This is a genomic window from Hahella sp. KA22 (assembly GCF_004135205.1).
Taxonomy (GTDB): domain Bacteria; phylum Pseudomonadota; class Gammaproteobacteria; order Pseudomonadales; family Oleiphilaceae; genus Hahella.
Map to the genome: position 1 here is coordinate 5,962,508 of NZ_CP035490.1, position 13,333 is coordinate 5,975,840.

The window sequence follows — 13,333 nt, forward strand, 5'->3', positions numbered from 1 at the left end:
GCAGGAATACGTCAGCGAAAATCAAATGCGCACTTCAACGCCCTGCCTGGCCATAAACGCTTTGGCCTCAGGGATGCTGTATTCGCCGAAGTGGAAAATGCTGGCGGCCAACACGGCGTCAGCGCCGCCTTCTTTAACGCCATCGACCAGATGTTGCAGGTTGCCTACGCCGCCGGACGCAATTACAGGCACAGACACGGCGTCGCTGACCGCACGTGTCAGCGCCAGGTCAAAACCGTTTTTGGCGCCGTCGCGATCCATGCTGGTCAACAGGATTTCGCCTGCGCCGAACTCCACCATTTTTCTGGCCCAGACAATCGCGTCCAACCCGGTGGGCTTGCGACCGCCGTGGGTGAATATCTCCCAGCGCTCAGCTTCGCCGGGCGCGGAGACTTTCTTGGCGTCGATCGCCACGACAATGCACTGACTGCCGAACTTGGCGGCCGCTTCACCCACAAATTCAGGGGTGAAAACGGCTGCAGTATTGATGCTGACTTTATCCGCACCGGCATTCAGCATAGTGCGGATATCCTCCAGCTTGCGAATGCCGCCGCCGACAGTCAGGGGAATAAACACTTGGCTGGCCATGCGCTCCACCGTATGCACAGTGGTGTCGCGGCCTTCATGACTGGCGGTGATGTCCAGGAAAGTGATTTCATCCGCGCCCTGCTCGTCGTAGCGCTTCGCCACTTCCACTGGGTCGCCTGCGTCGCGGATGTCCACAAACTGAACGCCTTTGACCACTCTTCCTTTATCTACGTCCAAGCAAGGAATAATGCGTTTCGCCAAGCCCATGTTTTTACCTATGTGTCTGTCTGATACGGGTGTTCGTGTGCTGCGTTAGCCAATGGAGTCGCAGTACGTTTGCGCTTCGCGCAGATCCAGCGCGCCTTCATAAATGGCTCGCCCGGTAATTGCGCCGATAACGCCGCTGTCCGCCACTGTCGCCAGGCGACGAATATCGTCCATGTTGGTGACGCCGCCAGAAGCGATAACCGGCAAACCGGACTCCCGCGCCAGCGCAGCAGTGGCTTCCACGTTCACGCCCTGCATCATGCCGTCGCGGGCGATATCGGTGTAAACGATGGAGGAAACGCCCGCGTCGCGGAACTGTTTCGCCAGATCCACAGCGCTTACGGAGCTGACTTCCGCCCAGCCTTCCGTCGCGACCATGCCGTCTTTGGCGTCAATGCCGACGATGACTGCGCCGGGGAAAGCGCGACAGGCTTCTTCAACGAAAGCCGGCTCTTTCACCGCCTTCGTGCCGATGATGACATACTTCACACCTGCATCCAGATACTGCTCGATGATGTCCAGTTCGCGAATGCCGCCGCCGATCTGAATAGGCAGATCCGGGTACGCTTTGGCGATGGCGGAGACGATTTCACCGTTCACCGGTTTGCCGGCGAAAGCGCCGTTCAGGTCCACCAGATGCAGTCTGCGAGCGCCTGCGTCGACCCATTGCGCGGCCATGGCCACGGGATCATCGGAGAATACGGTGGAGTCGTCCATGCGGCCCTGCTTCAGGCGCACGCACTTACCATCTTTCAAGTCTATCGCGGGGATTATAAGCATTGTGGTTCTCAGTCGTTCGGATGTCTGGCTGTATGGGAGTTTACGACCGCCACGATCAAGGACGGCCATTCCAACGGGTAAAGTTCTTCAGTAATTGCAGCCCGGCGTGCTGGCTCTTTTCCGGGTGGAATTGCGCCGCAAAGATATTGTCGCGGGCGATGGCTGCGGCGAAATCCACGCCATAGCGACAGGTACCCGCGACGACTTCGGGATGATCGCCCGCAGCATAATAAGAATGTACGAAGTAGAAGCGGTCGTTGTCCGCGATGCCGTCCCACATGGGGTGGTCAACTGTCTGTTTGACCTCGTTCCAGCCCATGTGCGGCACTTTCAGGCGCTCGCCGTTCTCGGTCAGATCATAACCAAAGAACTTTACGTCGCCGGGGAAAACTTTAAGGCAGTCGACGCCGTTGTTTTCTTCACTGCGCTGCAACAGCACCTGCATCCCGACGCATACGCCCAACATAGGACGGCCGGAAGCTACTGCGTCGAGAATGATTTTGTCGAAGCCAAGGCGTACGATTTCGCCCATGCAATCACGCATTGCGCCCACACCGGGGACCAGTACGCGATCCGCTTCAGCGATGATCTTCGGGTCGGCGGTCACCAGCACCTTTGCATCCGGAGCCACATGCTGCAACGCCTTCGACACCGAGTGCAGGTTACCCATTCCGTAATCAATGACCGCGATCGTATTCATGCTTGGTATGACCGTTCCTGTTTTATTCGCTATACGTAAAAAAGGCCGCTCTCAATGACGGCCTCGGGTAACGGAGTTACAGCGCGCCCTTGGTGGACGGCATAATGCCGGCCATACGAGGGTCCAGCTCCAGCGCCATGCGCAGAGCGCGGCCGAAAGCTTTAAACACTGTTTCAATCTGGTGGTGGGAATTGCGTCCACGCAGGTTATCGATATGCAGGGTCACCTGTGCGTGATTCACGAATCCCTGGAAGAATTCGTAGAACAGATCGACATCGAACTGGCCAATCATGGAGCGGGTGAACTCGACGTGCATTTCCAAGCCTGGACGGCCGGAAAAGTCGATCACCACGCGGGACAGTGCTTCATCCAGGGGAACGTAGGAATGACCGTAACGGCGGATGCCTTTCTTGTCGCCAAGGGCTTTGGCGACGGCTTGTCCTAATGTGATGCCGATGTCTTCAACTGTGTGGTGAGCGTCGATATGCAGGTCGCCTTTGGCGACGATGTCCATATCGATCAGACCATGTCTGGCGACCTGGTCCAGCATATGGTCAAGAAACGGCACGCCGGTTTCGAAACGGGCCTGACCGCTGCCGTCGAGGTTAATCTTGCAGGTGATTTGGGTTTCCAGCGTATTGCGGGTGACTTCCGCCTTGCGCTCCGCCATGCGTTACTCCAGCCAATGCAGAAAACGCGCATTATAGCGTGTAATCTCCGCTTAGCCTACAGCGCCGGGGACCGTCGCGGATAATCCGTCCGGTCCCAGCGCATCCGCGCAGGTATCAGGAGGCGAATTCTTTTTGCAGGTTGTCCATATAGACGTCGACCAGGGAGTTGAACTCGTGTTTAACCACGGGGCTGATGGCCAGTTTCAGCAGGCTAGGCAGCGGTAAAGTCAGTGAGCCTTTGGTCTGGAAGCGCGCTTCCACGCGACCGCCTTTGTCCACCACGGTCCAGGAACCCTGCACTTCGCTGTTCCCTTCTCCTTTTATAGGCGCCCAGGTGATGCTGCCGCGTTCTTTATCTGCACTGTACTGGCAGGCGTAAACAGTCTGGATAGCATGTTTGTCGACGCCGATCTTCTTCATTTCCCAGCGATAGGCGTTATCGCCCAGGTCCACCAACTGCTCCACTTTGGGAAAGTGGGATACGGAAGCCGGCACGTCGGCCAGCAAATCGAACACCCTGTCGTAACTGGCGGATGTTTCGAAGGTTCGGCTGATTTCAATTGTGATGTTTACAGACACAAGCTATCTCCTTAAGACTGCACACTTTATTATCGGCGGGTTTTCATTGGTGTGGTTTATCAGGCGTAATCCTGTACACTCCGCGAAGTACTGTTCTATATATACGGATACGTCTTTATATACGGACACGTCTTTTATATACGGACGCGCAATCTAAGCGGCCGCTGCAACAGCGGACGGGACGCGCTATCCGCCGGAGTACGCCCGACAAATCGATCCTTCAGGGCCCATAGTTTGCTACGCTAATTGCCACAAGTCTATCTACTTACATGAACAATCCGTCGAATCCCCAAAAAAAACAGCCTGTTACTCTATCCCATGATTCCGCTGGCGATCAGGATGTCGCCACGGCGACAAACAGCTTCGCTACGCGCCTGCTGACATGGTTCGACCAACATGGCCGCCATGACCTGCCCTGGCAAGATCCACGCACGCCTTATCACGTGTGGATATCGGAGATCATGCTGCAGCAAACCCAGGTCAGCACGGTGATCCCCTACTTCATCAAATTCATGGAGAGCTTTCCCACGGTCACAGCGTTAGCGGAGGCGGATCAGGATACGGTGCTGTCTCACTGGGCCGGTCTGGGGTATTACGCACGGGCGCGCAACTTACATAAAGCCGCCAAGACGATAGTGGAGAAATTCAACGGAGAGTTTCCCAACACACTGGAAACGATTCAGGAGCTACCCGGTATCGGTCGCTCCACCGCTGGCGCGATTCTGTCCATGGGCTTCGGCATTCGCGCCCCCATTCTGGACGGCAACGTCAAGCGCGTACTTTGTCGCCATGACGCGGTAGAAGGCTGGCCGGGCAAGCGCGAAATTGAAACTCGCCTATGGGAGTTAGCGGACGCTTACACACCTGTCGAGCGAGTCACAGATTACACTCAGGCGGTCATGGACCTCGGCGCCACCCTCTGTACCCGCAGCAAACCCGCCTGTAGTCGATGCCCCATGGAGGACACCTGCCAGGGGCTGGCTCAAGACATGACAGACCAATTGCCAACGCCCAAAGCCGGCAAGAAGATCCCCACCCACGAGCGCTTTGTCCTGGTGCTGCAAAATGAGGACGGACACATTCTATTGGAGCGCAGACCGCCGACTGGCATTTGGGGCGGGCTCTGGTCTCTGCCGGAAAGCGATAAGAATATGGACCTGCCGGACGCCCTGCAAAGCTGGAAAGAGCAGAAGCACCTACAGTTGAAGCAATATGAGCTGGCGTCGCCGTTCCGCCACACCTTTTCTCACTATCATCTGATACTGAAGCCCATCATCGCTTCTACAGCCGATATTGAGCGGCAGGAGGGCGCTGCGTTCATCGTTGGAGAATCCGACAGCCAGTGGTTCGATCCTGACCAGGAACTTCCCGGCCTGCCCGCTCCTATAGAGAAGTGGCTCAGTCAGAAATCACTGGACAGGCAAAAGCGCCTGCTCTGACAGCTTTGTTATAATCGAACCCAATCACACTCAGATAATTGAAACTACACGAAACCCAATAAAGGATAAGCAACATGGCGCGAATGGTATTCTGCAAAAAGTATCAGCAAGAACTCGAAGGCCTCGCCCTGCCCCCCATGCCGGGCGCCCGCGGCAAGGAACTGTTCGAGACTGTTTCCAAGAAAGCGTGGCAGGAGTGGCTGCAACACCAGACCATGCTCATCAACGAAAAGCGCTTAAACCTGATGGACCCGGACACTCGCACCTACCTCACCGAGCAGATGGAGAAGTTCCTCAACAACGAAAATTTCGACGCTGCGGAAGGCTTTGTTCCTAAAGACTAAAAAATTAAAAAAATATGCTTGACCTTTTTTCTCCCAGAGGTTTAAATACGCGCCGTCGCCCAGATAGCTCAGTCGGTAGAGCAGGGGATTGAAAATCCCCGTGTCGGTGGTTCGATTCCGCCTCTGGGCACCACCATTCTAAAAGCCTGCATTTATATGCGGGCTTTTTTCGTTTCTAGCCCAAGAAAATCCACGCAAATAAAGAGCTTAGCAATTCACACACCCGGCAAGCTCAACACCCCCCCTGCCCTTTCAACCCCCCAAAAAAAGTAAAAGAAACCAGCCCTTCTTTTTTTATCGTCATGAGTGGATGTGTCAACAAAGTGTCAACGCAAATTCACCTCATACACTCAAAAGGGCCTGATCGCCTCAATGTCTCATTTGTTACGCATAATTACCTACCCTCCTCTATTTAGGCTGTACAACAACCTAATAGACGCGCTCACTCAGCCAGCCGAGAGATTGCCTAACCATCTCCGGAAAATGGCATGGTGTAGCCCTGAATAAGCAAATTCGCATCGGGACGTCATCCGTACTACATAAAGTCGTTGCAGATCAGCCTGCCCATTTCGCCCTAGCGTATCCTCTGCATGAGATGGCTGGACTCATAATCCGGCACTTCAACATTTATATAAAATATCATCCAAATCTTTTCCTCTAATTTTCAATGAATTAAAAATCATAGAAATATCAAAAATTCAAAAACTGGACGTACCTGTCCACATAACGTCCACGCAGGTCACCAAAGTGGTCGTCTAGTCAGATTTCGGAACTGAAGCCGATATGGCTGGATAGGGAGAATTGCTTAATCTGCCCTTGAGAGATTAACGCCCGCAACACCGGACAATTTGGAGCGCCGCGGAAAATTGTTCCGCATGTTTGCGTTTGTTAGGCATGGATTGCCAGCTTTTCTTGAAGAGCTTGATCATCAATACTCATAAGCTCCTGTTTCGTAATAATGCAAACTAGATCTTTTCCTTTTCGACCTTCAGACTCTCCAGCCAGCCGATTTATTAGCTGATTGTACTTTTTTTCATTGTGAGCCTCCGAATCAATGACAATGAGGAGAAGTGTATTAGGCAGTCTGTTTGTTATTTGAGCATATACGCTCTTTGCATATATATTTTTCAAATATACTTCGCGAAGCCAACCGAAGTTAAACCCCTTTCTTATATATTTCACTTCAACTATATAGTCCTTGGCTAACATAGCCTTACCACGAAGTAATATATCCAATTCAACGTTGGCCACCATTTTGTTGTGACTAACGTCAAACTTATTCCCATACACCTTTGATAACCTGCTGTAGACGAGATCTTCCACTTTTGAGTATTGTGATCTAAACGAATTAACAATGTAGGAATCGGAAATTCCGGACTCCGCAACCTGAAGACTCTCGTATTCTGAAGTTTCTTTCCCTTCTATTTCATCTTTGGTTGCATCGCGAAGTGATTGCTTCTTTATTTCGACGTCGAGCCTTGTTTGTTCGTCAAGATGAAGCTGGTTTTTCCTCCAGTTTTTCAGGCCAAAGAAGATGAATATCATTCCTACAGTAGAGCCGATAGAAGAGAACCATGGAATAAAGCTAACGACAAACGAAACCGCGTCCTGCCTTTTAATTACCGCCGCCTTAGCCACATCTGACAGTGCGTTTATATCTGACTCTGGTCGGAATAGATCGAAAGGCTCCCTGAGAAACATCCAAGGAGCCAAAATAGATAGGGTTATCAATACTACACCTAGAGATACTATAAATTTATATAGATCTCCAAATTCAAACTTCATCCTCGCTCCTTCTGATGTCTAACGCCAGTAACATGGGCCGACTGAAGCGTAGCGTAAGGAGGTCCAGCGACATGAAATGCCGCGAACATTATTGCGCTTGTTAGGCCATAGTGATGGCCTATGCATTTACCTATTCCCAGTCAACATTATATTTTTCAGAAAATTCTTTCAGTACTTTACTTTGCAATTGACTACATTGATCTGCATATTGCAGTGTTCTCCCTCCTGTACTAAGGGTGTCTACCTCCCAGTTGCAATTACCGACTGGTGATTTACGGATGGATTCTATACGACAGTATGTTTTGTCATGATTCCACTCAGATTCGAGAGCATCATTTACTGCTTTTAGTAAAGCACCTTCTTTAATAGATTCTTTAGTCATGCTCTATTCCCTTTTTTTGGGTAACTCGGAGGCCTAACGCCGCAAGCAAAGGCGCGTGTTAGCGCATCCAGCCCGCAAGGCGATTTTGGCTTGCCTTGTTATGCGTGAACATTGCGCATACGTTCCAATACCTTTGCCATAGGCGAATTAGCTTCTAATTTTCGCTGCTCAACAAGCTCGCCAGACTCGTTATATTTCTCGTACGAAGTCTCTATATTATGCTCAGTCAGCCTAATTGATAACGTGACTCCATTTTCATAATACTGTTTTTCTTCTGATGCACCTTGGCTGCGGACGGCTAGCCACTCTCTCTTGAGTTGACCTGACTCATACCATTCTTTGCAACAACCTGAAGGCAATCCGTTGTCGTATGACATTGCCCTTTTTATATTGCCGCCAGCATAGTTTAAAAAAGTCTCACCAGTATATGGTTTACCTTCAAACACAAGAAGATCGTCATCATTGAATTCTAAGAGACTTTCATCAATTTGACTCATCGCACTTCCTTTACGCATAACGCTCAACCCAGCGGGAGTCGCGAAGCGACGGTCCGCTGCAGCTACTGGTTAGGCATTTTGCATGCTCCAATTGTGAACGCAAAAACCTTCAATTGGGTCATCGTTATTTTCATCGCCCAAAGCTATAATAGCTAGTCCAGGGACGTATTTTTCTTGGTCTAGACGATAGTACATATCGTCACCCTCATCATATTGCAGCGCTTCTTTAGCTCTCAGTTCATTGAGGGAATCCCCAACCATGATGTTCTTGTAACTCCCCAAGTAACCTCGATATACATAAATACAGAAAAGCTCTGAGCTATTGTTGAATTCTAAGTGCAGAAGGCCATTACCATAATATACAGAGCTTCCCTTATCTCCAGTAATGTGCTTTAGAACAAAGTACCCTTTAGTACTATGAATTTTCTCCACTAGATTGAAGCCTTGATAGTACTCAATAGTTTCAGCTTCTTTAAGTAAGTGATCTATCTCTCTGAGATTCATTCCAATATAGAAGCCAGCTGCCGATTCTCCGGCAACTATTTCAGCATTGAGATCTAGGTTCTTGCTCATTCTGCATGCCTAACATTTTTATATCGCGCATGCGCGTTTTTCCATTCCAATATTTTGAAGATAGTTCCTCCAGCCCACTGATTCCAGTGTAAAACCCCAGAAAGTCAAACTACCTCACTTACAAGAAACCGTGCGTGCGCATATACACTTTCTTAGTGTGTCTCGTTATCACAACAGGCTAGCTCGCAACTTATTGAATCAAAGATATTTTCAGGACAACATCATCAGAAACCGAGCCATTCACTACGAAAAAGCGTGCGACTTTCCAGTCACGTGAGAAACAACTGTATTTATACACAGACAAACACAAAAATTACCTGTCCCCATCACAACGTCTTACACCAGATTAACTGTTACAACTTAGTTCCAAATTATTCAATAATTGAAGCCCTGATCTTTCCAAAAGCCTGTCCCCTTGGGGCGTAGGGCCTAACCCCAATTTCATAAACTTGGCATTAACTCAAATCGCGCAGGCGTGGGGAGGAGTGAGTTTTAGTTACGTAAGGGCTTGCAGATTTTAGTGAGAAATATTGGCCGATGCAGAAGCTTTGGTGCCTGCTTACGGATTAGAGAGGTGCTTGAACTGCTCGAGTAGCCATCAATGCCCAATACCAGGCCGAATGCAGACGTTAGGAGGAGGTGCTACTGTTTTAGTCAATATCGATTAGTATCAGGCCCCTTTCGGCTAAGGGCTGACATTGATGGTGTGAAAGGGAGGCTATTTAATCATAGTTTTCAATAAAGCCAAAACCGGATCATCTGATCCCAATGCAAATGGCTCATAAGCTTTTTCAAGATCCTGCGCAGCAGCAGAACAATAAGTACGTCTTTTCAAATAGAGAATAATTTCTAATAGTAATATTTTCTTGCTGACATTGTCTTTTAAATTTGAAATAAGAAATGGAATGCCATGTTTCAATATGTCGCTCGACCATTCAGAAGGTTTGGCGCACCGAAGTAAGCAAGCCTGAATTAAAGGCTCACTATATCTCTTAAAAACATTAGTTTCTTTTCCGCATGGCAAAGAGTTATTTGTAACATCCAATGCGTTATTGTTAACTAAGGTTCGCACTAACCTATTCTTACCTTCTGGATCAGACCTCATTCTTTGGAGAGCTACTGCCACCACAAATAAAACATGCATTTCATTGGCACCAGCATCTGCCAAAGGTGAAGAAGAACCGAGAGTTACCTGATAACTGGGGTCTATCTTAATTATCGGATTATCAACAATCCCTGATGAAAAACTTGAATTAAGAGCTGTCATGCGAGATCTGTAATAATCCGGTTCATCAAAAGGCGGGGGAACTTCACCCCATATATTAGCCTCCTTACACCATGGGCATTCTTTCTCCCCCCAGTTTGGTAGATATATCTCAGCAACCGAATATAGGCCTGACGCCCAGCCATTTCTCCTGCTAAGGGCACCATCTTTCAATTTTTTAACACACGATTCATTTTCTCCCCTCAGAACAGCAATAAAAATCGAAAGCGACTTGAAAATATTAGTGTTAAGACTGAGTCTTTCACGCATTGCTCTGACATACCGATCAATTCTAGACCCCGTTATTATTACATCGTCCAAAATGCAAATATGTTTAGAGGATTTTAATATATTCTCTTCTTCTTCAGATATATTCAATAAATTGTGCGTTACAATAGCTTTTATTTTCCAGCGCTGAGAAATTATATTTAGCATACTTTTTGCGGCACTATGAGGAGGGCAAACAATTACATCTGGAATACCATACTCCTCTTCAATCAAGTTCATTCTTTCTGTAAAGATAGAAATAAAAGCATCATTTTTGGCAAGTTCCGTAACATCCACATAAAAGGCGTGATGTCTCGGGTTCTCTTCGTCATTTGGATCATCTCTATGAACACAAAGCGCACCCTCTACACTTCCAAGCATGTCGAGAGAGGGCCGAATATCACTATTTTTATCTACGTATCTAGCGGGAAGGCTTACTGGGGTTTCTTTCCGTTGCTTTGGATAATAATATCTTTCGTCTATTGAGATAACTTCATCGTTGTGATCACAATAGGGACAACTGTTTTCTTCATATGAAACCATTTCTTGTGAACTTAATTCGCAAAAGGTGATATCTGCTGGTGTGGTATCTTTGTCACAAGGCATCTGATAGATACTTGCACTTTGAAACGAAATATCCGGTCTGATACGCTTACACATATCCAAGAGCGAACTCAAGTGTCCACCGCTTGCATTAACACTGACAAGCACTAGAGCCGTGCTAGAAGGCTCTAATTTTCCTAATAAACCTTCAGCAACCTTTTGAGCATCCTCGGCATTGGAATTCATGTGTTGATGCAAACAATCAAACTTTATTCGTTTTTCTAAAATACTCTGTGAATGAAGAACTAGCGAGGCCAAGCTCCAATTGTCAAATAAAACTGCATCTGCGCGATTAATACTAGTCAACATCCAATAACTAATTCGATCCATACGACCAAAAGAGTGTACGGCATCTGCAAGCCTTAAAAAGGCTTTAGTATGCATTCCAGATGGAGTTTGATAGTGTAACCCATCGTCAGCAATGTGGAAGCACTCTCCATCTGAGCGCTCTAAAACATCAATGAAATCGGCCTGTCTAATTTTTCTTAGTAATTCTTTATCATCAATTTTCAAGCAGCCTTCTTTTTGAACGAGATAAATATAGTAGTCTTTATACTCGTTATTTAATTCTAAAAGATATACCGGAACTCCATCTCCAGCCCTTCGTACAATTTGATCCCTGTCTTTAAAATCACACTTTAGGTGATCTATAATTTCAGAAGAAACCTTGAACACTATACACTCTACACCGCTACAGTTTATTTTTTTTAGTCGAGAGTCCAGGTCGGCAAACATACCGCTGTCCGGTACTTTTTTTATAATTATCTTCTTGTTGCGTTCCATTTCAAGGTCTCAAGTAATTTGATTTGGAAGGCCAGATAATTGATAGGCTAGAGCCTACATTCTTAGTTAAGATAATTGCGTTTTTACTAAATTTGATAGCATCGCCGCCAAGCTCGTTAAATGATTTAACTGAATATAAGTTGGCAGAGCAGACAACAAAAAGTGCATTCAATTTTCTTGCGGCTCTTATTGAGTCAAATAAACCATAACCACTTTTCCCTTCGCTTACTTTGTGTCTTGTAACTCCACGTTTAAAGGCATGTTCCAACCTTTCTTTATCACTCAATGTCGTATATTTTTCAGGAAGTGTATTATGAATGCCTTGCCCACAATCCATTACTGTAACCACAGTAAGTGTATTTTTACTTGAAAATCCGTGATCTTTATATAGCCTATGAAGATAAGCCTTGGAATCGGTATCTAGATCTTCACGCTTGTCAATTGCAGCTTCGTTGGGTGTCGTGATTTTTTGTATAAGTATTCCACTATAACCATTTATTAGGCTGTCATTAGTATCAACGCACCCATGTTCAAACGCATTTTCAGCAATATGATATATCCATGAGCCGACAAGAGTCTTGGCATCCACAGACGAAACTTTTTCATCGCCTATTGTTTTAATTATCGGAGAAATTTTATTTCTAAAAATATCTGATTCTGGAAAACTTAGAGCATCCCTTCCTCTGAGAACAGCAGGAATTCTGTAGTCATGTCTACAAATAAGATATTGGCTTTTTCCATCGCCTAGTTGACCTTTATTATTTTGTAGCACCTTCCATATAACAGAACCGATATGTCCTCTGGCTTGTACAGGATCGTTCAAATCGCTAAAAGCATCGTATATACCACTAGATTTGTATATAAGCTGGAGACCAAATATCCCACATAAAATCTCAGGTATATCAAGATTAATAATGTCCGCATAACTATTAATGTGCCTATTTCGCAGACTAGACAAAGAAATCTTCTTTGATAAATTATGAAATTTAATAATTAGTCTTTTTCCAGAGAAAAGAAATTCCTGCAAATAACCGAGTGCTATCCCTTCAGCAAACAAAGCAAAGGAAGAAGTTTTTGACACCACAAAGACCAATTCATCACAATTATCGGCGATCCAGTTTTTTGATATAAAATCAATGTTTGTATTTGAGCCAATATTGATAATTTTTTGCATTAAAATACCAATTATTTTGTAACTTTTAAGTGCGCTATAATTTATATAGTATTTATATTTTTGTCGGCATTTTACATATTCAAAAGTGTTGCAACGCAACTATATTCAGGCATCCTTAGTGTCCGTTTTGGATCGAAAACAGTCATTCACTATTTAACATTGAATAAAAAGATAGCACACGCATCAGCATATGCTACGGGAGGTGGCTATTTGATCTTATGGCATCACCCCAGTAATCTGACCTTTCAATACGCCCGCGCGGCTCGCTTGGCTGCAATGGCTCCCACTGCTTGATGGCGTCCCGCTTCCTCCGTCTCCGTGGGTGTGGCTCGCCGTTGTAGCCGCCAACTCCTGAACCACACCAATCAGATCCGCAATCACCTGCAACACGTCCACGCCACCGCTGCCTATAGCGATGGCCGGCGCTTGGATGGTCACGGCTGCGCTGGCTTTCAGTTCGATGATTTGCGCCTGAATCTTCCTGGCCGCGCTTGCGATATCGGTATGGCTTCCTTGAACGTTTATAGTTTTGTTGGCGCAGGTTTGCGTGTCGCTGTCGCTGATCGTTGCGGAGCGCGAGCCGCCCGCGGTGGCGCTGTCGTCGCCTTGGATTGCCGCTTGTCGGTTACGGGCGATGGCCTGGTTAAAGTCGGCGGCGGTGGTCAGGTTCAGGTTATCCGCCGCCGATAGGTTGGCC

Annotated in this window: 14 protein-coding genes and 1 tRNA gene; 4 read left to right on the plus strand and 11 right to left on the minus strand. The window is 47.2% G+C overall.

The window, feature by feature from the left end; all coding sequences use genetic code 11:
• Positions 1–21: 21 nt before the first annotated feature.
• The 5 genes from hisF to EUZ85_RS26340 all read right to left on the minus strand — a co-directional run bounded on the left by hisF (position 22) and on the right by EUZ85_RS26340 (position 3,525).
• Entirely contained in the window at positions 22–795 is a 774-nt protein-coding gene (gene hisF, locus EUZ85_RS26320; RefSeq protein WP_127973112.1) for an imidazole glycerol phosphate synthase subunit HisF, read from the minus strand.
• Between the two features lie 45 nt (positions 796–840).
• A complete protein-coding gene (gene hisA, locus EUZ85_RS26325; protein WP_127973113.1) occupies positions 841–1,575 on the minus strand; it encodes a 1-(5-phosphoribosyl)-5-[(5-phosphoribosylamino)methylideneamino]imidazole-4-carboxamide isomerase in 735 nt (244 codons plus the stop codon).
• Between the two features lie 55 nt (positions 1,576–1,630).
• Positions 1,631–2,275: an imidazole glycerol phosphate synthase subunit HisH gene (gene hisH, locus EUZ85_RS26330; protein ID WP_127973114.1), complete on the minus strand. Its 645-nt coding sequence runs from the start codon at positions 2,273–2,275 to the stop codon at positions 1,631–1,633.
• Positions 2,276–2,351: 76 nt separating this feature from the next.
• Entirely contained in the window at positions 2,352–2,945 is a 594-nt protein-coding gene (gene hisB / locus EUZ85_RS26335; protein ID WP_011395282.1) for an imidazoleglycerol-phosphate dehydratase HisB, read from the minus strand.
• Positions 2,946–3,060: 115 nt separating this feature from the next.
• Positions 3,061–3,525, minus strand: coding sequence for an SRPBCC family protein (locus EUZ85_RS26340; RefSeq protein ID WP_127973115.1), 465 nt, complete (start codon positions 3,523–3,525; stop codon positions 3,061–3,063).
• A gap of 269 nt (positions 3,526–3,794) precedes the next feature.
• Here EUZ85_RS26340 and mutY point away from each other — a divergent pair, with 269 nt between their 5' ends.
• From mutY to EUZ85_RS26355, 3 genes are all read left to right on the plus strand, one after another.
• On the plus strand, positions 3,795–4,964 hold the full coding sequence (mutY, locus tag EUZ85_RS26345; RefSeq protein WP_127973116.1) for an A/G-specific adenine glycosylase: 1,170 nt from the start codon (positions 3,795–3,797) through the stop codon (positions 4,962–4,964).
• A gap of 74 nt (positions 4,965–5,038) precedes the next feature.
• The gene (locus tag EUZ85_RS26350; protein ID WP_127973117.1) at positions 5,039–5,308 is read left to right on the plus strand and encodes an oxidative damage protection protein; all 270 of its coding nucleotides are present in this window, start codon (positions 5,039–5,041) and stop codon (positions 5,306–5,308) included.
• 57 nt (positions 5,309–5,365) lie between these two features.
• A tRNA-Phe gene (locus EUZ85_RS26355) sits at positions 5,366–5,441 on the plus strand.
• Positions 5,442–6,196: 755 nt separating this feature from the next.
• Here EUZ85_RS26355 and EUZ85_RS26360 read toward each other — a convergent pair.
• The 6 genes from EUZ85_RS26360 to EUZ85_RS26385 form a co-directional block, all read right to left on the minus strand.
• Positions 6,197–7,093 (minus strand): hypothetical protein, encoded by an 897-nt coding sequence (locus EUZ85_RS26360; protein WP_127973118.1) that lies wholly within the window; start codon positions 7,091–7,093, stop codon positions 6,197–6,199.
• A gap of 130 nt (positions 7,094–7,223) precedes the next feature.
• On the minus strand, positions 7,224–7,475 hold the full coding sequence (locus EUZ85_RS26365) for a hypothetical protein (RefSeq protein ID WP_127973119.1): 252 nt from the start codon (positions 7,473–7,475) through the stop codon (positions 7,224–7,226).
• A gap of 98 nt (positions 7,476–7,573) precedes the next feature.
• Positions 7,574–7,972: a toxin-antitoxin system YwqK family antitoxin gene (locus EUZ85_RS26370; protein WP_164887365.1), complete on the minus strand. Its 399-nt coding sequence runs from the start codon at positions 7,970–7,972 to the stop codon at positions 7,574–7,576.
• Between the two features lie 69 nt (positions 7,973–8,041).
• On the minus strand, positions 8,042–8,545 hold the full coding sequence (locus EUZ85_RS26375; protein WP_127973121.1) for a hypothetical protein: 504 nt from the start codon (positions 8,543–8,545) through the stop codon (positions 8,042–8,044).
• Between the two features lie 718 nt (positions 8,546–9,263).
• The gene (locus tag EUZ85_RS26380; RefSeq protein WP_127973122.1) at positions 9,264–11,462 is read right to left on the minus strand and encodes a phosphoribosyltransferase; all 2,199 of its coding nucleotides are present in this window, start codon (positions 11,460–11,462) and stop codon (positions 9,264–9,266) included.
• Position 11,463: 1 nt separating this feature from the next.
• The gene (locus EUZ85_RS26385) at positions 11,464–12,636 is read right to left on the minus strand and encodes a hypothetical protein (RefSeq protein WP_127973123.1); all 1,173 of its coding nucleotides are present in this window, start codon (positions 12,634–12,636) and stop codon (positions 11,464–11,466) included.
• A gap of 324 nt (positions 12,637–12,960) precedes the next feature.
• Here EUZ85_RS26385 and EUZ85_RS31285 point away from each other — a divergent pair, with 324 nt between their 5' ends.
• The gene (locus tag EUZ85_RS31285; RefSeq protein WP_164887366.1) at positions 12,961–13,326 is read left to right on the plus strand and encodes a hypothetical protein; all 366 of its coding nucleotides are present in this window, start codon (positions 12,961–12,963) and stop codon (positions 13,324–13,326) included.
• Positions 13,327–13,333: the final 7 nt, after the last annotated feature.